Origin of the sequence: Collinsella sp. AF15-51 (assembly GCF_003462845.1) — a bacterium.
Lineage (GTDB): Bacteria > Actinomycetota > Coriobacteriia > Coriobacteriales > Coriobacteriaceae > Collinsella.
In genome coordinates this window covers 1-19,346 of sequence record NZ_QRYG01000004.1, presented here as the reverse complement: position 1 = coordinate 19,346, position 19,346 = coordinate 1, and the positions used below count along the sequence as shown (strand labels likewise).

The following is a 19,346-nucleotide window of genomic DNA, read 5'->3' as shown; positions in this document are numbered from 1 at the left end:
ATGAGCGACGCGAACGAGCTCATCTCATTTATCGCGTCGATGTCGGGGGAGGGCAACCTTCGCGTCGAGGAGAACCTTGGCGAGGGGTATGTCCGCCTCCGCGTTTCGGAGGCCGAGCGGCGCCAGGCTAAGCACGACATTCAGCATGTCGAGGACATCGTCATCGAAATGCTCCGTAATGCTCGCGATGCCGGCGCCGACAAGGTCTATCTCGCCACGACCAAGGAAGATGGCGTCCGCACGCTTGTCTTTCTGGATAACGGTTCTGGCGTTCCGCAGGATATGCAAGAGCGAATCTTTGATGCCCGCGTTACCTCCAAGCTCGAGAGCATGAAGATGGACCGTTGGGGCGTTCACGGTCGTGGCATGGCATTGTTTTCGATCAAGCAGAACACCGACGAGGCCCGTGTGGTCACGTCCGGTGTCGATCTTGGTTCAGCCTTCAAGGTGAGCGTTGCGGCTAACCGCCTCAGTGAGCGTGCCGATCAGTCCAGCTGGCCCCAGGCCGTCAAGGATGAGGACGGACGTTATGTCTGTGCTCGCGGTCCGCATAATATTATTCGCGCTGCTTGTGAGTTTGCGCTCGAAGAGTTGCGTGGTTGCGATGTCTATCTTGGTTCTCCGTCTGAGATTGCCGCGACCCTTTATGCTCAGGCGTCAAGCCGGCTCGATACGTCTCGTCTCCTGTTCATTGATGACGAGAGCGAGCTTCCGGTTGTCGATCGTTTAGGCCTTGCTTCTGATGCCGAGGACTTTATCCGTATCTGTTCGGGTTTGGGTCTTGAGATGTCCGAGCGCACGGCCCATCGCATTTTGGTAGGGCAGATTAAGCCCGTTCGCGGTGTGACCGCGCGTCTGCTGCGCGAGCGTGATTCGTCCTCGCGTGCGCCGGCTCCTGTCGATCTCGCGAAGGATCGTCGCGGGCTACGTATTGCCAAGGATGACATTGCACAGTTTTCGCGTGCTGTGGAGCGCGACTTTAATGACCTTGCTGCCCGGTACTATCTCAACCTTTGCGGCGACCCAAAGATTCGTGTTTCGCGTGATCGAATCACCGTGACCTTTGATCTTGCCAAAGAGGAATAGTGCCTTTACCGAGTCCACTCGGTACGATACAGTTATTGCAGTTAAAACGTACTTTTAAATGCAGGAGTTTCTTCATGGATTGCCTGAAGGTATCAAGCAAATCATCGCCCGCGTCCGTTGCCGGCGCCATCGCCGGCATGGTCAAGGATGGTGTACCCGTCAACATCCAGTGTGTCGGCGCTGGTGCCGTCAACCAAGCCATTAAGGCCGTTGCTATCGCGCGCGGTTTTTTGATTCCAACCGGTTTTGATATTTCCTGCGCGCCCGTGTTCTCCGACATCCTCATTAACGGGGAGTCGCGCACGGCCATCCGCCTTTCTATCTACGTTCACCAGATCAATCGAGCTGCTATGGATAACGTCGTCATGGATGATGTTAAGCCTGTGGCATAGCTTCTGCTTGCCTCGTTCCGCTCCCCATCGTTAGGACTTATGCACATGGACCAGCGTTCCGTACGCGATATTCTTGCCGGTAAAACCTACTTTATCCGCACCTTTGGCTGCCAGATGAATCAGCACGACTCCGAGCGTGTGAGCGGTCTGCTTGATTCGTATGGCTGCCTCATGGCGCTCGATCCCGCGCATGCCGATATCGTTGTCTTCATGACGTGCTGCGTGCGCGAGGCCGCCGATACTCGCCTGTACGGTCAGTGCAATTCCTGCAAAAGCCTGCCGCCTTCGCCTTCGGGCAAGCGCGTGGTTGCCGTTGGCGGTTGCATCGCGCAGCGCGATGGCGAGGGCCTGCTCACCAACGTCGATAATGTCAATGTCATTTTTGGCACGCATTCCATCGCACATGTGGCCGAGCTCATTGCCGAGGCGTTCCTTGATGGTAAGCGTCATATCCGTGCCAATGAGCATGAGGATACGGACGCCATGAGCATGCCGTGGCATCGCGAGACCCAGTATCACGCTTGGGTGCCCATCATGACAGGCTGCAATAATTTCTGCACCTATTGCATCGTGCCGTATGTGCGTGGTCGCGAAAAGAGCCGCCCCTTCGAGGAGATTGTCGACGAGGTGACCGGTTTGGTACGCCAGGGCGTGCGTGAGATTACGCTGTTGGGCCAAAACGTTAACTCATATGGTCGCGATCTGTTTGGCAAGCCGCGTTTTGCCGATCTGCTGCGTGCCGTGGGCGATACGGGTGTGGAGCGTATCTTCTTTACGTCTTCACATCCCAAGGACCTGCTGCCCGAGACCATCGATGCCATGGCCGAGACGCCTGCCGTTATGCCGCAGCTGCATCTGGCCGTCCAGTCAGGTTCGACGCGGATCCTCAAAGAGATGAATCGCCGTTATACACGCGAGGACTATCTGGGCCTTGTCGATCGCATTCGCAACCGCATGCCCGACATCGCGCTCTCGACCGACATTATCGTTGGCTTCCCGGGTGAGACTGAAGAGGACTTTGAGCAGACGTTCTCACTTGCCGAGACGGTCCGCTATGCTCAGGCCTATACCTTCATCTATTCCAAGCGCGCCGGTACCCCGGCTGCCGAGATTGACGATCCTACGCCGCATGAGGTTATTCTCGAGCGTTTCAACCGCTTGGTTAAGGTTATCGAGACCACGGCATACGAGTATAACCAGGGTGAGCTTCATACTGTGGTTCCGGCGCTCATTGAGGGAACGAGTAAAAAGAACGACGCGGTCCTGCTGGGCAAGAGTCCCAAGAATCAGACTGTGCACGCGCCTATCCCCGAGGGTTACAGCATCGATCAGCTTGTTGGCAAGATCGTTGATGTTGACGTTGACGTTGCCAAGACCTGGTATTTGTCCGGCTCCGTTGTGGGCGAGCCTCGCTAATGGTTGCTCCCGGGGCAGGTCTTTCCGCCGTTGCGATCGTCGGTCCGACGGCGGTTGGTAAGAGCGATGTTGCCGACCGTTTGGCAGCCCGTCTTTCGTCCGAAGTGCTGTCGTGCGACGCGATGCAAATCTATCGCGGCATGGACATCGGTACCGCAAAGATGGCGCCCGATGAGTGTACGGCGCCGCTGCGTCTCGTCGACATTGTAGAGCCGGGTGTGGCATATTCTGCTGCGCTTTATCAGGCTGACGCTCGCGTGCATGTTGAACGTCTCCTTGGTTCGGGTTGCCTGCCGGTTTTTTGCGGAGGTACGGGGCTATATCTCAAGGCCGCCCTTGATGAGATGGACTTTCCCTCGGGTGAACTTGAGGACGATCGTCGTGCGGGCTATCAGGAGCTTGCCGAGCGTATTGGCGAGGAAGAACTGCATGCCCTGCTTGCCGAGCGTGATCCAGAATCAGCTGCTGTTATTCATCCCCATAACGTGCGGCGTGTGATTCGCGCGCTCGAAATGCACGATGATGGGGTTTCCTATGCGCAGCAAAAGTCGCAGTTTAGTGTTCCGCGCGAGCATTATCATGCGTTATGGTTTGGCCTGACGCGAAATCGCGAGGTGCTCTATGAACGCATTAACCTGCGCGTCGATCTGATGTTTGAGCAGGGTCTTGTCGACGAGGTCCGCGGTCTTATGGACCAGGGGCTGGGAGATGCCCTGACGTCGATGCAGGCAATTGGCTATAAAGAGATCATCGATGCTTTCAATGGCGTGATGAGCATGGATGAGGCTCGCGAACTCATTAAGATGCGTTCGCGTCGTTATGCCAAGCGTCAGCTTTCGTGGTTTAAGCGCGATGACCGTATCGTGTGGTTTGATATGGATGAATGTACGATCGATGGGGTCGTTGAGGATATCCTGCATCGTATTGAGGCTGCCTAATGGCCCGTTTCCCCCTTGTTCCCACGGCACCCGAGCCCGAGCGTGCCATTTTAGTTGGTGTTGAGTGGCGCGACAATGCATGGCCACTCGATCGATCGCTCGATGAGCTGGAACGCCTTGCCCACACGGCTGGTGCCCAGTGCGTGGCACGCTTGTCGCAGCGTTTGGTAAAGCCGTATCCTAAATCGTTTATCGGTTCCGGTAAGGTTGAAGAGCTGTGCGGCCTGGTGCATCGCATGGATGCCGATGTCGTTATTTTTGACGACGACCTGACCCCCTCGCAGCAATCCTATTTGGAGAAAGCCGTGGGCGAGCCGGTAAAGATTATCGATCGTACAGCACTGATCCTGGATATCTTTGGCCTGCATGCTCAGACGCGTGAGGGACGCCTGCAGGTACAGCTGGCACAGCTTCAATATTTGTTGCCTCGCCTGCGTGGCATGTGGAGCCATCTCGCCAAGGAGCAGACGCGCGGCGGCATCGGCTCACGTTTTGGTCAGGGCGAAAGTCAGCTCGAGGTCGACCGTCGCCTCATTCGTAATAAGATCGCTGCGCTTCGTCGTGAGCTCAAGCAGGTTGAACAGCGTCGTGATGTTCAATCCAAGAGTCGCATTGAGTCACCGGCGTTTCGCGTCGCGTTAGCCGGTTATACCAATGCCGGTAAATCGACGTTACTCAATCGTCTGACCGGCTCTACGGTACTTTCGCGGGACAAGCTGTTTGCTACGCTCGACCCGACGACGCGTTCGTATCGTCTGCCCGGCGGTCGCGGCATGACGATTACCGATACCGTCGGCTTTATTCAAAAGCTGCCCCATGGTCTGGTCGATGCCTTTAAATCGACGCTGTCCGAGGTTTTGGGCGCCGATCTAATTCTCAAAGTCGTAGATGCGTCTGACGAGGACTATGAGCGGCAGCTGGAGGCTGTCGACCGCGTGCTTGATGAGATCGGCGCCGGAGAGCGTTTAACGCTGACCGTATTCAATAAAATCGATCTTCTCGATAGCGTCGATCGATTGAGTTTCCGTCGTCGCTATCCGGAGGCCGTTCTGTTCTCGGCCCAAACGGGCGAGGGGCTCGACGATCTCGTCGACCGGATTGCTCGCGAGGCAGCTGCCACCGATGTGTTGCTCTCCGCTGATATCCCGTATCGTGAGGGCGCTCTCATCACGCTGGTGCATGAGCAGGGAACCCTTCTGCATGAGGAATATCTCGAGGACGGCGTTCGCATTGTGGCGAAGTTGCCGGCTCGTATTGCACCGCTGCTCGAGCGTTATCGCACCGAGTAGACGAGCTCCAAAATGCCCAGAATGATGGGCTGATGCAGCAGATAAAAGAGGAGAGCGTGACGTCCAAGGCTGGCGAGCGCCGGCAGGGGGTTGGCGTAGGCCCAGCTAGGGACGGTCTTATCGATTCCCTGCGCTATGTGTGCGGCGAAGTATCCTGCAAGATACATAAAGATAAACGGGATGATGGGGTAGTAATCACCTGAGATAAACCCAGGGCTCGGAAATCCCAGCCACGCCAGGTAGGGGACAGGGTAGATCGTTTTGGGGATGCTCCAGGTGATTACGAACAACATAAGGCATAGGGGCATGCCCCATCTCGCCGTTATCTTCTTAAGGACGGGATCGGTCAACGCCACGATGCCGGTGCATGCGGCCATGCAGTAGATGATGCCAAAATTAACCGAATCGTCGACTGAGACAAGTGTTGTTGCCAACCAGACAACGAGTGCTGCTAAGGCGTATTTGGCGGCACGTTTGATATTGTTGCGCGAAAGGGTGCACATCCAACCGGCGATAAACAAAAATACCCAGCTGATGCTGGCGCGCCAGATGTCTTGAAAGGCTGACTGGGTAAACCAGGGCATATCCCAGCCGTACAGGTAGGCGAGATCATAGCAAGCGTGAAAACCTGCCATAGAAATCATCGTAAACCCGCGGACGGTATCAAATATGGTGATGCGTTTTTGCATTACGAGAACCGGCGCATCAAGCCGACGACTTTGCCCAGGATAACGGGATTCGTTGCATAGATAGGTTCCATGGTGTCGTTCTCGGGCTGCAAGCGCACACGCCCCTGCTCCTTGTAGAACGTCTTGACGGTCGCCGAACCATCAATCATGGCCACGACAATTTCGCCGTTCATGGCACTCTTTTGTTCACGGACGATGATGTAATCGCCATTGAAGATGCCGACATTGATCATTGAGCTCCCATGCACCTCAAGGATAAAGGAACCCTGATCAGTGGCGATTTCGGTCGGGATAGTAAACGTGTCTTCGATATTCTGCTCGGCCAGAATGGGAATCCCAGCCGCGACGCGACCAACGAGCGGTAGCGAGACCGTTCCGCGAGGTGCGGTGGGCTCGTCAGATTTAGAAATTGAGACAGAGGAACCATCCTCGTTAAAGAGTTCCAGGGCGCGCGGTTTGGTGGCATCGCGCTTGAGTAGCCCGCGCGCCTCCAGGGCAGAGAGATGGGCGTGCACGGTGCTGGGGGAGGAAAGGCCCACGGCAGAAGCCATCTCGCGCACGCTGGGCGGATAACCCTTCTCCTGCTGATATTCCTTGATGAAGTCGTAAATTTGCTGCTGACGCTTGGTAATTTTGCGAGCCATCAGGGCATCCTCTCTACCCATGTCAAACAAATGTTCGAATTTTGCTTGACAGGAACAACTGTTCGAAGATAATAATAACCGAACATTCGTTCTCGCGCTAGACATTTTTGTCCGCGCGGCTTGATAAAACTGTTCTCAGCAAAACACGCGAGAGGAGAACATGATGAACGTAACGAATATGGTCCAGGGAAACCTCGCCCTTAAGCTCGAGACGCCTGCAGAACCCACTTTTACGGTTGTTCAGGGTGGCCGCTCCGGCTTTCAGCCTTTGACCGTAAAGCCTGCGCGCAATCAGCAGGCTGTAGTCGCGCCGGCCCGCGTTGCCCTGAAGGTTCCGACGATTGTCGCCGTCGCCGTTGCGCTTACGCTCTTCTTTGTCCTCGCTATGTCGGTCTTTAGCACTCGTCACGCCGCGTATGCCGAGTCCGTTTCCAACATTACCTACGAGACCATTCGCGTTCAGCCTGGCGATTCTCTTTGGTCGATTTCCGAAGAATATCCAATCGAAGGCCTTTCCACGCAAGAGACTTCCGACATGATCCGTAGCGTCAATCATCTGGAGCATGGTTCGCTCGCCGCCGGTGCGCATCTTAAGGTTCCTGCTCGTTCGTAATCATTATCGCGCTGCGCATGGTACCCTTGTTATCGTTTAAGAGGAGGTACCATGCGCTGTCCCAAATGCGGCAAGGCACATACCCGCGTCGTTGATTCCCGTATGCAGGAGTCAAATAACACCATTAAGCGCCGTCGCGAATGTTGCTCGTGTAACTACCGCTTTACAACGTTTGAGCGATGCGAGGACCCTATCGAGGTCATTAAGTCAGATGGAACTAAGCAGCGGTTCGATCGCAATAAGCTTCTTGTCGGCTTGATGCGCGCCACCATCAAGCGCGATATCGACACTAAGAAGCTCAATGAGATTATCGATGACATCGAGGTCGAGCTGCGCTCTCGCACACTGACGGCCGTCACGTCCCATGAGTTGGGTGACATGGTGCTCAAGCGCTTGGCCAAGATCGACAAGGTGGCGTACATCCGCTTTGCCTCGGTCTACCGCGATTTCAAAGACGTCGATGAGTTTCTGCAAGAGCTCGACAAGCTAAGGTGATTCCATGTCCAACATTACCGTCAACATAAAGCGTCTCGATCCCACCGTCGAGCTTCCCAAATACGCCCATCCCACCGATGCCGGCTTGGATTTGCGCTCCAATGAGGACTGCGTCCTGAAGCCCTTCGAACGCCGTCTGGTCTCTACGGGGCTGGCCATCGCCCTGCCCGATGGCTACGCCGGCTTCGTTCAGCCCCGCAGCGGCTTGGCCATCAAGCAGGGCCTGTCTATAGTCAACACGCCGGGCCTCATCGACGCCCACTACCGAGGAGAACTCAAGGTTATCCTCATCAACCTGGATCCCTCCATTAACATTCAAATCAATAAAGGCGACCGCATAGCCCAACTCGTCATCCAAGAAGTCCCCACGGTCAACCTCATAGAAGTAGAAGAACTAGACAAAACCGACCGAGGCAACGGAGGCTTCGGCTCCAGCGGCATCGCCTAGGGCGCTCGTATCCCTCCCGCCCGGGGCTTACCTATATCATTCCATGCTCAAACATTCTCGCGTCGCTTCGCTCGCTGCGAAACTGCGCGTGGAACGATATGTGAGAGAGGCGGGCGGGCGGCTACTCGCTTGAAAAAATATTTACATTCTAGTAAGCCAATGCGACAAAGGAATAATCCCTTTGTCGCATTGGCTTACTGTATTTAGATTTTCCGGTTTCGCCTTTGAAGGTTCTAGTGGTGGGGAATCTGGTATAGCTGCTAGTACGTAAACGCAGCTTACCTGCGGGAGGCCCCTATATATCGTCCCACGCGCAGTTTCGCAGCGAAGCGAGAATGTTTGAGCATGGGATGATATATAGGGGCCTCCCGCAGGTAAGCGGACATAAAGACGCTAGCGGATATGCGCGGGTTTTCCGCCCCAGTAGAAGCGGCAAAAGGCTCTTTTGCGCTTTTGGGGTTTGCCTACGAGCTCCATGGTTGCGATGGCTATGTCTTCGGCTGCGTGTGGGCGGCGTAGTACTTCGCCGTTGATGAGCAGTGCCTTGAGCGACTCAGGATGATCGTGGAGATGACGCAACGTCACGATGAGCTCTCGTGCGGTGGTGACATGCATGCTGGCGCCCATGCCGGTGAGCATGGTGGTGTTGGCCTTTTCCTGGCCATAGGACTTGCCCAGCAGGATCATCGGCAGGTGTGCGCACAGGCATTCGGTGACGGTGAGTCCGCCCGATTTGAGAATTGCCAGGTCGCAGCCGTGCATAAGCGCTGCCATATCATCGACATAGTCCAGAACCGTGACGTTTTCGAGCTTCATGGCGTCGAAGAGCGTTTTGAGGCGGGTGGCATATTCGGTGTCTTTGCCCGGCAAAAAGACAAAGTGCATGTCTTCGAAGCTGCGTAGGAAGGGGAGGGTGCGGTCCATCTCCGCGCGAAAGCGAACGTACGGTTGAGGCAAGCTGGCACCGGCCATTACCAGCACGACGGTCTTGTCGGTGGGGAGGTTGAACTTAGCTAGCTCTTCCTCGCGATCGTAATCCGTGTCGAATCCGGCGCGAATAGGAATGCCGGTAATGCGAATCTTTGTCTCGAGCACCTTGCGCGGACGCAGCGTTTCGGCCATAAATTCGTTGGCAACACAGAATAAATCGGTGTCCTTGTGGGGCCACCATCCCTCGACTTCGTAGTCGGTCGGTACGCAGATGACCGGATAATCGATACCCGTAATTACGCGGGCGCCCACGGCAACATTGGCTGCTGTGATGTGCGTTGCAACCACGGCTATGGGCCTGCGGCTACGAATATATTCGTTGAAGGCGGGGAACATAATTCGCGACCATGCCGTTCCGCCACCCCAGAGAAGATGTCCCGTAAGCGTATATCGCCAGGTCAGGTCGTAAATGGGGCGCGTGGCTCCCGTAAAAGAAGCCGCGGTCTTATTGCCGTCGAATTTAATACGTCCAAAATCAAGGATATCGAGCACTTCAATCTCAATATCCTCGGGGATGCCATTGGTGCCGCGGATGAGGTCGAATGCCTGCGCTATCGCATTTGCGGCGGCCTTGTGGCCCGAGCCAACGGAGGCGTGCACGATGGTCACGAGAGGTTTTTGTTGAGCCAGGAGCGTGGTTTGCTCCGATTGGGGAGTGCTGTGCGTGAGCAGGGGAGCGTCGTCACTCGTCTGCGCCTGGTCCATCGATAACTCCCCTTCAGCTTTGTAATACGGATTTATCATTGTAGTGCATGAGTGTCACGTTCACGTAAATTTGGGTATGAGCGCAAAGAACGTCAATGTTTCGACGAGAGGATGTTCCATGACTACCGATCAGCCGATCGATGTTGCGATTATCGGTGGCGGCCCCGCGGGCTATGCTGCCGCCATTTATGCTGCGCGTGCCAACCTGACGACGACCGTGATTGAGCAGGGCATGTCGGGAGGGCAGATCGCCACAACCAATGAGGTCGAGAACTATCCGGGTTTCCCGCTCCTGAGTGGCGCCGAACTTGGCGAGCGTTTTCAGCAGCATGCAGAGGGCCTGGGAGCACAGGTTACATGGAGCATGGTTACGGGTATCGATTACGATGCCGATGCAGCGTTGTTTACGGTGCATCACGATATGGGCGATACGCTGGCCTCGAGCGTTATCGCTTGCATGGGTGCCACGCCGCGTCCGGCAGGTTTCGCAGGCGAGGATACGTATCGCGGTCGTGGCGTTTCATATTGCGCAACATGTGACGGCATGTTTTTCCGCGGCAAGCAGGTTTTTGTAATCGGTGGTGGCAATTCGGCATGCGAAGAGGCGCTGTTCCTGTCCGACATTGCCAGCAGTGTGACCATCGTGCTGCGCCGCGACCAGTTTCGTGCGCCCGATGGTGTTGTTCAGAAAGTACTCGCAAAGGACAATATTACAGTTAGGTACCAAACTAGTATTGTGGAGCTATCGGGCGAAGCCATGCCAACGACGATTACCTTTAAGGACAATGCATCTGGCGAGACTCATACCGAGTCATTTGAACCTGGCTCGTTTGGCATCTTTGTCTTTACGGGGATGCTGCCGCATACCGAGCTGGTTGAGCATCTAGTCGATCTGGCTCCTGACGGCGGCATTGTCACCGACGATTCGATGGCCACCCGTACGCCCGGCTTATTCGCAGCCGGCGATATCCGTTCCAAGCGTTTACGCCAGGTTGTGACCGCCGTTTCGGACGGAGCCATAGCAGCAACGAGCGCATACGCGTTTCTCCGTGAATAAGTACGATAATACATCTTATGTAAGGTTGCTATCTTTAAACAAAGTGGTTGGACGATGCATCAATGTGTTGTCCAACCACTTTTACTTGCCGGCTATGTGGTATGCAAAACTAGATAACCTAGAATACAATATAGAAAAAGAACGGAGGACCTTTATGAACCACGTTAAACACGTTATTCCGATGTCCGATTCGTCGGTAAGCATTAAGCCCGAGGATATTCAGCCCACGGTGCTGCCCGATGCATTCATTCAGTCCGATATCGTGCGTAAACTCAATACGTTGAGTCTGCCGCGCTATAACCAGTTGCCCAATGTGACACTCTACCGCGACCAGGTCATTGAGTATGTTGCGCTGTGGATGGAGCCGCTGTCCATTTGCGTTGAGCACCCTGTCATTACGCCATCGATGATCAATAACTACGTGAAGGTCGGCCTGGTGCCTGCTCCGGTCAAAAAGCAATATGGCCGCGAGCAGATTGCCCGCCTGATCGCTATCTGCCTCTTTAAGCAGGTGCTACCTATTGCTGCGGTGCAGGCACTCTTTAACATTCAGCGTTTGAGCTACGATGCCCCGACGGCCTTCGATTATGTGGTCGATCAGCTCGAGGCATCGATTCGTTCGGCGTTTTCCGTCGAGCAGGCGCCGGTTCCCGATACGGCGCATCAGGTAACGCGTGAGTCGCTGCTTGTGCGCAGTGCGGTTTCATCCTTCGTTTCGAAAGCGTACCTGATGAGCTATCTAAAGTTTAATGGGTTTAATAGCTAGCCGACGTATAAAACGGGCGGAACAAAGGGCTATCTGCCACTTTGTCCCGCCCGTATTTTTGCTTGGTTGGACGTTATTGGCCCGAAGCCACGCCCATGCCGTAGCCGATAATGAGCCCATACATTTCGGCATAGTATGAATCTAGCCCGTTACAGGGCATGATGATAGTCTTGGAGCCTGGCCAGCGCTCCACAATTCGGCTGGCAAGTGCTTGGGCGCCTGCCTCATTCTCGACATGGTCGATAACGACCTCGCCGCCCGTAAAACCTTCGGCTTCCATGGTGTCGATGATCTTGTTGAGCATCTTCTTTTCGCCACGCGTGTGCCCGACGAGCTCGATTTTACCGGCCTCGCTCGCCGTGCCCAAAATGCGAATATTGAGCTTGTTGGCAATGACGCCGGCTGCCTTAGGAATGCGTCCTGCCTTTGCAAGGTTCTCGTAATTACACAGGCTAAAGAGAATCTTGCTGTTTTGCTCGAGACTGTCGAAGTAAGCGCAGGCGTCCTCAAAGGAAACGTCCGGGTTACTTGCAAGATAACGATCAAACAGCAAGAAGATCAGATCCATCTTGCCGCCTGCTGCCCGCGAATTGACCAGGTGAATCTGACGATTGGGCTCCTCGGCAAGTACCATATCGCGTGCCGTAGCGGCAGCGTTATAGCTTCCAGAGACACCCTCCGAGATTGGCATGCAGATCGTCTTGTCGGCGAGCTTAAAGAGCTCAGCCCACTCCCCCACGCTTGGGCAGGCGCTCGATGATGCGCTGGCTTCCGACTGAATGGCAACATTAAGCTCGTGAACATCGAGCAAAAGGTCGTCGACAAATTCGCGCTCCCCTACTCGAATTTTGAGAGGAGCGAATGCAAAGGTGGTACGGGGTGCAGTCGGTTGCCAATCGCGAAGATTGCAGCTCGAATCTGAGATAAGTGCCCAGCTCATTGAGGGTCCTTTCTAGTTGTTCCCCAACAATTATAGCCATCTTTTTGATTGATTGGACGGCTATCTAGTTTTGAATACTAGATAGCCGTCCTGATTTTATGGCAAACGGTAGGGAAAAAAGAATGGGCCTCGTGACTCAAGATCGCGAGGCCCACGTTCGTTCGCTGCAGTAATAAATTAGTAGCGCACGAAAATGTAATTGTTGTTCATGCCGGCGGCAACGGAGCTGATGATGACGCCCGTTTTGTAGTCGGAAGCATGGATCATCTGACCATTACCGATATAAATGCCGGTATGGTAGGAGTTAACCACAACATCGCCGGGTTGCGGATCGGACACACGGGTCCAACCCATGAAGTCGACCGTGGTGCCCAGACGGCAGTAGCGTCCCGTGAGGCAATAGCTTACAAAACCGGAGCAGTCAAAGCTGTTCGGTCCAATGCCGCCCCAAGAATACGCATAGCCGAGCTTGCTGTAGGCGCGCGAAACAACGGAGCCACCATCAACAGACTGACTCGGTGCTGAAGGCGTGGGAGCCGGAGCGGGCGTGGGGGCAGGCTGCGGTGCGGGAGCCGGCGTGTTGCCGCCCTGGTTGTTGTTATTGTTGGTCTGGCCGCCATTGTTGGTGTTCTCGGTCGTACCGGCGGTGTCGTTGCTCACCGTGGCCTTTTCGGCGGTGCTAGCATTAATGCCAGCCTGCAGCGCAGCGTTGGCCTCGGCCTCGGCAGCGAGCTCGGCCTGCAGCTGCGAATCCAGGGAGTTTACGACGTTCTGGGCTTCAGCCTGCTGGGCATTAAGCTCGTCGACCTTCTTTTGCGTGGTGGCGACGTTCTTCTCCTGCTCGGCCTGCTTATCGGTGAGCTGCTGCTTAAGCTCCTTGACCTCTTGAATGGTCTGAGCTTGCTTATCGGAAACTTTGCCGTAGTAGAACAGACGGTTGAGCATATCGCTCAGATCATCGACACCCGTCAAAACCTGAAGCAGGCTCAGACCGCCGGTTTTGTACTCGCCGGCGACATAGGTCGAGAGCTTGGCCTGACCATCGGCGATCTCCTGCTGCTTTTGCGTGATCTCGCCGGCAGTCTGATCGAGCGCCTGCGTCTGCGTGGCAAGCTCATCGTAAATCTGCTGGGTTTGGGTGCCGATCTGCTCGAGTTTCGTACGAGCAGCGGCAAGGTCGGATGCGGTATCGGCGTAGGCAGGAGCCGCGAGGCCCAAGCCCAAAACACAAGCGAGGGTTGCCGTAGCAGCGCAGCGTGCCATGTTTTTGTGCGTGTTTGCTGTGCGCATGTAGCTTCCTTTCCAGTAACTAAGGGTAACGGCTAGCCTACCGTCACCAGGCTAAAGAGCTCCACATCGTCATCAGACGGCGTGAGCTTCTCGCGCGGGTTGAGAAACGCAAGCTCAAGTATACAACCGTAACCGATAAGCTTTGCGCCCATATCTCGCACCAGTTTACCTGTTGCCTCGACGGTTCCGCCCGTCGCGACCAAGTCGTCCAGAATCAACACGGTATCTTTAGAGCTGATAGCGTCGGCATGGATCTCAATTGAATCGGTGCCGTACTCGAGCTCGTAGCTCTGGCTTACGGTCTCGCGCGGCAGCTTGCCCGGTTTACGTGCGGGAACAAAGCCGGCGCCAAGGGCTACAGCCACCGGTACGCCAACCATAAAGCCGCGAGCCTCGGGACCCACGACCTTGGTGATCCCCATGCCGGCAAAGTGCTCGGCGAGGGCATCGGTCATGGCTTTGAGCGCCTCGGGATTGCCAAAGAGCGGCGTGATGTCTTTAAAGACGACTCCGGGCTCGGGATAGTCGGGGATGTCGACGATTTGAGATTCGAAGTCGTACATTGCATGACCTTTCAATGAGTTGCCGAAATATCAGCAGCGGTTATTTGCCCGCGGTGACGGTGCCGGAGTGCGAAGGGGCGACGACCTTGAGCGGCTTTACGAGAGAATCCTCGTGCGAAGCAGGCGCGGCAGTTTCTTCGTTTTTGGCCTTGGTGGACTCGGAGCGAGCGATTTCCTCATCGAGTGCATCGATGTCGGCGTCCTCGACCACGGCGTTGAGCGACTCAAAAACGCGGTTTTTGAGCAGCGCGGTGTGCACGCCCTCCGTCAGGTCGTGAAGCTTCTTAAACGCACGCTCGAGCTTGGCGTCGCGCTCGTCATCGGAGGTATCCATGCCGAGCATGCTCACGAGCACCTGCTCAAACATCGAGGACTCGCGGTTGGCGGAAGACACGTACTGACGCAGGTTGCGCGGCTCGATATGGAAGCGTGACAGCTCGGAGCAGTAACGGATGATCGGAAAATCGCGACCATCGACGAGCTCACGATTCTGCGGACTCTTGATGATGCGAATAAGGTCGTTCTCGGCGAGCGAGCGGATAAACGAAATCTCGACGCCCAACATATCGGGAATGGTCTCGATGGGATGCAGCTTTTGTTTAGTCTCCTTGGGCTCCGTCTTGAGCGGAACATCGGACAGTAAGCCCACCTCGTAGGCGAGCGTTGACAGGTCCGTAGCGTTTTCCAAGCGCTGCTTAATCACGTTGAGCGGCATGTAGCGGGTCTTCTGCAGGTGCAGAATGACCTCCAGGCGATCAACGTCCTCCTTGGAGTACTGACGGTATCCCTTAGGCGTACGATGAGGGGTAATGAGCCCCTCATCCTCTAGAAATCTAATTTTTGAGTTCGAAAGATCGGGGTATGCGCCTCGAAGAAGGTTGACGACTTGGCCGATACTCAAATAGTTGCGTTCGGCCATGCCCTACTCACCGGTTTCGATGCGCTCCGGCGTGCTCTCGTGGTAGATGAGCGTAAACGTACCGATCTGGACGGATGAACCATCGTGCAGCGGGGCTGCATTGACGATGGCACCGTCGACCCAGGTGCCATTGAGCGAGCCCAAGTCCTCGATGCGAGCCTGGAGCCCCTCACGAATAATGCGCGCGTGGCTGCGCGAAACGGTCATGTCATTGAGGAAGATGCCGTTCGCAGGATCGCGGCCGATGGTGGTCACGTCGTCCTCGAGCTCAAAGGCGGCACCAGTCTGCGGACCCTTGACGATGGACAGAACGGGGGCGGTGATGCGCACGTTGGCCATGAGGTCGGGAACGGTGACGTCGCTTGAAGGCACGCGGAATACGCAGGTAGCGTCAGCAGTCTTATCATTCTGAGGCATATTGTTAACCATGTTGTCCATGACAACCCCTAACTTATCGCGGACGTGCCGCAAATAATGAACCGTACGTAATCATACCCCAACGAATCAGTCTTCGATTTCAGGGTTCAGAAAGTCGATGTCCTCGTCCTCGGGATGCGCGAGAGCCTGTTTAATGGCCACTCCGCCCTTAATGGAATAGATGACAGCCGTGAGCATGGAGAAGATCACGCCGCCGTACACAAAGAAGATGCCGAGGGGCACCGAGCTTCCGTTGAGGCCCGGGAAGGCCGTAAGGGTTGAAGGTAAAAGATGCAGGCCGTCAATAACGGGGAACCCGAGCAGCATGAGCGAGAAGCCGGTCATGAGCAGTGCAGTGGCAATCTTTCCGGGAAAGACGACATCGATGGGGCGACGGTGATAATGACGAACGATAAGCGTGCCGATGCCCAGATAGATGTCGCGGCCAATAATGAGCACGCAGACCCAGATGGGCAGCTCTCCGCGGACCACCAGCCCAAGTACGCCGGTGAACAGCAGCGCACGGTCGCAGATGGGATCCATGACCTTGCCGAGCCACGAGACCGTCTTGGTCATGCGGGCGATCTGACCGTCCATCCAGTCGGTAGAGGCGGCAACGGCGTAGATAACGATGGCGATGACGCGGTTGTTATCCGTCACAAACAGGTACAGAAATACCAGGGTGAGGATCAGGCGCGTAAAGGTGATGAAATTGGAGATCGTAAAGATCTTATTCGACGGGTAATCGGAAGTGCCGATAAGCTCCTTTTTGATCTTCTTTTTGATGCCCACAGGACTCCCCCGCTGGTTAACGACAAAACTTTCGATACTATACCCGTTCCGGCGATGTCTATCCAGCGTAAGCATAGAGAGTCCAGACATGAGGAAGGCGCTTTTGGGCGGCGGTGGATTTCACATTCGTGTACATCAGCCTCCAAACATGCCGATAAAAGTCGGTTTTGGAGGGTGATGTACACGTTTTGATTCGGTGATTACATCGATCGGGAAAGTTGTTGCCTTAAGCAAATTAATCATGATGTGCGGGTCGAGAAGGGTTGGCGCCAAAAGAACCCAACGGCCGTTATGGCTTCGTTAGAAACGCGCCCCACCATGGATGGTGAACCCGAAAGGTAAGGCGCACGGGCACGGTGACTCGGCCCGCGCTCCCGGAAGAGAAAGGATAAACCCATGGGTTACATGCTCGAGACGCGTGGGCTCACCAAGCGCTTCGGCCGCGGCGACCAGGCGCAGGACGCCGTGGCCGATGTGAGCCTTCATATCCGCGAGGGCGAGGTGTACGGGCTGCTCGGTCCCAACGGCGCCGGCAAGTCGACAACGCTCAAGATGATCTGCGGGATGCTGCGGCCGACGGCCGGGGAGATCCTCTTTGCCGGGCACGCCTGGCGCCGCGAGGATCTCTACGCAATCGGCAGCCTCATCGAGGAGGCGCCGCTCTACCCCAACCTCACCGCGCGCGAGAACCTGCGCGTGCGCACCACGCTGCTGGGCCTTCCCGAGAGCCGCATAGATGAGGTGCTCGCCGCCGTGGACCTCGCGGACACCGGGAAGAAGCGCGCCGGGCGCTTCTCGATGGGCATGCGGCAGCGCCTGGGGCTCGCGCTGGCGCTGATCGCCCGGCCACGCCTGCTCGTGCTCGACGAGCCCACCAACGGCCTCGACCCCATCGGCATCGAGGAGCTGCGCGACCAGATCCGCGGCTTCGCGGCGGCGGGTACGACGGTGATCGTCTCGAGCCACATCCTCTCCGAGGTGCAGCAGATGGCGGACACCATCGGCATCATCTGCGGGGGGCGCCTCGCCTACGAGGATGCGCTTCGGCCCGGGCAGGACCTCGAGGAACTCTTCATGAGCTTCTGCCGGGAGGGGCGACGAGCGCGCGGGGAGGTGGCGGCATGACGGGCGAGAAAGGCGGCCTGCTCGCGGCCCTGCGCGCCGAGGCCCTGAAGTCGCGCCACGCGGCACCGGTTCGCCTGGCCGTGCTCATGGCGCTGCCGATGCCGCAGCTCGGCGCGATGCCCTACCGGGGCGTGCAGATCTTCAGCGCGTGGAACTACTGGTACGCGCTCTTCCTGCCCGTGTGTCTCTCGCTCGTGGTGGCGTGCGTCGCGCGTGCGGACGCTCGCACGCGGATGCGGGGGCTTCTGGGCCTGGGCTTCCCGCTCGGGCGCGCCTGGTGGGCCAAGGCGCTCTGGTGCCTCGCGCTCTGCACGCTCTCGAACCTCGTGGTCTTCGGCATCTACCTCGCGGGATCGGCGTTCTCCTCGCAGGGCCTCACGGCCGCGGGCACGCTCACGATGCTCCTCTGCGCGCTCGCCAACACGGTGACCGCGGCGTGGATGATCCCCGCAGGGCTCTTCCTCACGGCGCGGCTCGGCATGCTCGCGGGCATCTTCTGCCCGCTCGCCGCGCAGCTCGTGGGTGGGTTCGCCTGGTCGCTGATGCCGCTGCCGCAGCTCTTTCCGCCGTCGGCGAGCATGGTCATCCCCACGAGCTTCATTCCCGTGCTGCCGAGCGGCGAGCCGCTCGCGGCGGACATGGCGCTCGGCGGGGCGCTCACGGCGGACGGCATGCTCACGCTGGCGGGCCTTGCGGTCAGTGCGCTCGCGTTCGCCGCGCTCACGGCGGCGGGCGCGGCCTGGTTTGCGCACTCCGAGGAGAGGTGATGGCCATGACACGACTCTCCGATCCGACGCCGCGCATGACTCTCCCGCGGGCCCTGCTTTCCGAGGCCCTGCGCCTGGCGCGCTCCCCGCTCTCGGCGGTGCACCTCGCCTGCGGCCTGGCAGCCGGTCTTGCCTGCGGCGAGTACTTCTCCGTAACCCGATGGGACCCGGCGCTGGGCGCGGACGCCTACGCCCAGTTCCTCGGCGCCCTCATGCCGCTCATGTCCGCCATCGTCTGCGGGCTCGCCGTGGACGAGGAGCGCGCTGCCGGGCGCCTCGCCAACCTCACGGCGGTCCCCTCGCGCGGGCGCGCCGTCGCGGCGAAGCTGCTCGCCCTTGCGGCGCTCGGCGCGGGCGCGCTGGCCGTGGCGCTCGGCGTGTTCGGGGCCGTGCTCGCCGTCGCCGGGCGCCTGCCGCTCGGGCCCGCTCCGCTTGCGGCCGCCTGGGCGGGCATCGTGCTGGGCAGCTTGCCCCTCTACGCGCTGGGGCTCGGCGTGGCCCTGCGCCTCGGCCGCAACGCCGCCATCGGCGCCGGCGCGGCGGGGGTGCTCCTCGCGTTCTTCTCGGTGGGCGGACTTGCGCACGGCCTCATGACCGGCGAGCTCACCGGCGCTCTGGCGACGCCCCTGAGCTGGGTGCCGCTCGCCTGGCCCGCGCGCCTGGGGTCGCTCGGGGTGGAGGCCTTCATCGACGCCGCACGCGCGGCGGGCCCTCTCCTCACGACTGCGCTCGCTAGCCTCGTTCTCACCCTGGCAGCCGACGCCGTCCTTCTTGCCTGGTTCTGCCGCTTCGAGGACGGGAGGGTAGATGCGTAGGAAGCCGCTCGCCGCCATGTTCGTCCTCCTCTCCGCAGCGCTCGTCCTGGGCGGGAATGCCCTGCTCGACGCCGGCTGGGGGTCGGCGCTGCGCTCGATCGCCGACCGCGTGCTGCCTAACCCTGAGATCGCCATGTTGTTAGCGTCAATATATTTTTCACCATTTTCACCAACGTATTTTCGCCAATCG

The 19,346-nt window shown here is 57.5% G+C and carries 23 protein-coding genes; 14 read left to right on the top strand and 9 right to left on the bottom strand.

Going from position 1 to position 19,346, the window contains the following annotated elements; translation table 11 throughout:
• The 5 genes from DWW51_RS03230 to hflX all read left to right on the top strand — a co-directional run bounded on the left by DWW51_RS03230 (position 1) and on the right by hflX (position 5,121).
• On the top strand, positions 1 to 1,086 hold the full coding sequence (locus DWW51_RS03230; protein WP_117773510.1) for an ATP-binding protein: 1,086 nt from the start codon (positions 1 to 3) through the stop codon (positions 1,084 to 1,086).
• Positions 1,087 to 1,160: 74 nt separating this feature from the next.
• Positions 1,161 to 1,478, top strand: a complete 318-nt coding sequence (locus DWW51_RS03225) for a stage V sporulation protein S (protein ID WP_006235982.1) — start codon at positions 1,161 to 1,163, stop codon at positions 1,476 to 1,478.
• Positions 1,479 to 1,523: 45 nt separating this feature from the next.
• Positions 1,524 to 2,894: a tRNA (N6-isopentenyl adenosine(37)-C2)-methylthiotransferase MiaB gene (gene miaB, locus DWW51_RS03220; protein WP_117773509.1), complete on the top strand. Its 1,371-nt coding sequence runs from the start codon at positions 1,524 to 1,526 to the stop codon at positions 2,892 to 2,894.
• Positions 2,894 to 3,832: a tRNA (adenosine(37)-N6)-dimethylallyltransferase MiaA gene (gene miaA / locus DWW51_RS03215; RefSeq protein ID WP_117773508.1), complete on the top strand. Its 939-nt coding sequence runs from the start codon at positions 2,894 to 2,896 to the stop codon at positions 3,830 to 3,832. Before miaB ends, miaA begins: the two co-directional genes overlap by 1 nt.
• A complete protein-coding gene (gene hflX / locus DWW51_RS03210) occupies positions 3,832 to 5,121 on the top strand; it encodes a GTPase HflX (protein ID WP_117773507.1) in 1,290 nt (429 codons plus the stop codon). The genes miaA and hflX overlap by 1 nt, the downstream gene beginning before the upstream one ends.
• Here the strand turns inward: hflX and DWW51_RS03205 are convergent.
• Both DWW51_RS03205 and lexA read right to left on the bottom strand, forming a co-directional pair.
• Entirely contained in the window at positions 5,106 to 5,810 is a 705-nt protein-coding gene (locus DWW51_RS03205) for a heparan-alpha-glucosaminide N-acetyltransferase (RefSeq protein ID WP_117773506.1), read from the bottom strand. The two genes, hflX and DWW51_RS03205, sit on opposite strands and share 16 nt — an antisense overlap.
• A complete protein-coding gene (lexA, locus tag DWW51_RS03200; protein WP_040359862.1) occupies positions 5,810 to 6,454 on the bottom strand; it encodes a transcriptional repressor LexA in 645 nt (214 codons plus the stop codon). The genes DWW51_RS03205 and lexA overlap by 1 nt, the downstream gene beginning before the upstream one ends.
• Positions 6,455 to 6,617: 163 nt before the next feature.
• Here lexA and DWW51_RS03195 point away from each other — a divergent pair, with 163 nt between their 5' ends.
• From DWW51_RS03195 to dut, 3 genes are read left to right on the top strand one after another with little or no spacing between them, the layout of a single operon-like run.
• Positions 6,618 to 7,067 carry a LysM peptidoglycan-binding domain-containing protein gene (locus DWW51_RS03195; protein WP_197032152.1) on the top strand — a complete coding sequence of 150 codons (450 nt, stop codon included), beginning with the start codon at positions 6,618 to 6,620 and terminating at the stop codon, positions 7,065 to 7,067.
• Between the two features lie 51 nt (positions 7,068 to 7,118).
• Complete coding sequence (gene nrdR, locus DWW51_RS03190; RefSeq protein ID WP_022093781.1) at positions 7,119 to 7,562, top strand: transcriptional regulator NrdR; 444 nt, start codon at positions 7,119 to 7,121, stop codon at positions 7,560 to 7,562.
• Between the two features lie 4 nt (positions 7,563 to 7,566).
• A complete protein-coding gene (gene dut / locus DWW51_RS03185; protein ID WP_117773504.1) occupies positions 7,567 to 8,010 on the top strand; it encodes a dUTP diphosphatase in 444 nt (147 codons plus the stop codon).
• Between the two features lie 393 nt (positions 8,011 to 8,403).
• Here dut and DWW51_RS03180 read toward each other — a convergent pair whose 3' ends face one another.
• Positions 8,404 to 9,705: a glycosyltransferase gene (locus DWW51_RS03180; protein ID WP_117773503.1), complete on the bottom strand. Its 1,302-nt coding sequence runs from the start codon at positions 9,703 to 9,705 to the stop codon at positions 8,404 to 8,406.
• Positions 9,706 to 9,823: 118 nt separating this feature from the next.
• Between DWW51_RS03180 and DWW51_RS03175 the strand changes: the two genes are divergently transcribed.
• Together DWW51_RS03175 and DWW51_RS03170 are read left to right on the top strand one after the other, a co-directional pair.
• The gene (locus DWW51_RS03175) at positions 9,824 to 10,762 is read left to right on the top strand and encodes an NAD(P)/FAD-dependent oxidoreductase (RefSeq protein ID WP_117773502.1); all 939 of its coding nucleotides are present in this window, start codon (positions 9,824 to 9,826) and stop codon (positions 10,760 to 10,762) included.
• A 154-nt stretch (positions 10,763 to 10,916) separates the two neighbouring features.
• The gene (locus tag DWW51_RS03170; protein WP_192934515.1) at positions 10,917 to 11,528 is read left to right on the top strand and encodes a DUF1836 domain-containing protein; all 612 of its coding nucleotides are present in this window, start codon (positions 10,917 to 10,919) and stop codon (positions 11,526 to 11,528) included.
• A 73-nt stretch (positions 11,529 to 11,601) separates the two neighbouring features.
• On the opposite strand, the gene DWW51_RS03165 is transcribed toward DWW51_RS03170, so the two are convergent.
• From DWW51_RS03165 to DWW51_RS03140, 6 genes are all read right to left on the bottom strand, one after another.
• Entirely contained in the window at positions 11,602 to 12,468 is an 867-nt protein-coding gene (locus tag DWW51_RS03165; protein ID WP_117773501.1) for a DegV family protein, read from the bottom strand.
• A gap of 177 nt (positions 12,469 to 12,645) precedes the next feature.
• On the bottom strand, positions 12,646 to 13,758 hold the full coding sequence (locus tag DWW51_RS03160) for an NlpC/P60 family protein (RefSeq protein WP_197032151.1): 1,113 nt from the start codon (positions 13,756 to 13,758) through the stop codon (positions 12,646 to 12,648).
• Positions 13,759 to 13,790: 32 nt separating this feature from the next.
• Entirely contained in the window at positions 13,791 to 14,321 is a 531-nt protein-coding gene (locus DWW51_RS03155) for an adenine phosphoribosyltransferase (protein ID WP_117773500.1), read from the bottom strand.
• 40 nt (positions 14,322 to 14,361) lie between these two features.
• On the bottom strand, positions 14,362 to 15,240 hold the full coding sequence (locus DWW51_RS03150; protein WP_117773499.1) for a MerR family transcriptional regulator: 879 nt from the start codon (positions 15,238 to 15,240) through the stop codon (positions 14,362 to 14,364).
• A 3-nt stretch (positions 15,241 to 15,243) separates the two neighbouring features.
• On the bottom strand, positions 15,244 to 15,678 hold the full coding sequence (locus tag DWW51_RS03145; RefSeq protein WP_192934514.1) for an FHA domain-containing protein: 435 nt from the start codon (positions 15,676 to 15,678) through the stop codon (positions 15,244 to 15,246).
• A gap of 66 nt (positions 15,679 to 15,744) precedes the next feature.
• Positions 15,745 to 16,449, bottom strand: coding sequence for a CDP-alcohol phosphatidyltransferase family protein (locus DWW51_RS03140; RefSeq protein WP_089573364.1), 705 nt, complete (start codon positions 16,447 to 16,449; stop codon positions 15,745 to 15,747).
• A gap of 396 nt (positions 16,450 to 16,845) precedes the next feature.
• On the opposite strand from DWW51_RS03140, the gene DWW51_RS03135 reads away from it, so the two are divergent.
• From DWW51_RS03135 to DWW51_RS10355, 4 genes are all read left to right on the top strand, one after another.
• Entirely contained in the window at positions 16,846 to 17,574 is a 729-nt protein-coding gene (locus DWW51_RS03135) for a lantibiotic protection ABC transporter ATP-binding protein (RefSeq protein WP_055250122.1), read from the top strand.
• A complete protein-coding gene (locus DWW51_RS03130) occupies positions 17,571 to 18,341 on the top strand; it encodes a hypothetical protein (protein WP_117773498.1) in 771 nt (256 codons plus the stop codon). Before DWW51_RS03135 ends, DWW51_RS03130 begins: the two co-directional genes overlap by 4 nt.
• A complete protein-coding gene (locus tag DWW51_RS03125) occupies positions 18,341 to 19,156 on the top strand; it encodes a lantibiotic ABC transporter permease (RefSeq protein ID WP_117773497.1) in 816 nt (271 codons plus the stop codon). The genes DWW51_RS03130 and DWW51_RS03125 overlap by 1 nt, the downstream gene beginning before the upstream one ends.
• A partial coding sequence (locus DWW51_RS10355) for a hypothetical protein (RefSeq protein ID WP_231501556.1) occupies positions 19,149 to 19,346 on the top strand: 198 nt, incomplete at its 3' end. The genes DWW51_RS03125 and DWW51_RS10355, both read left to right, overlap by 8 nt.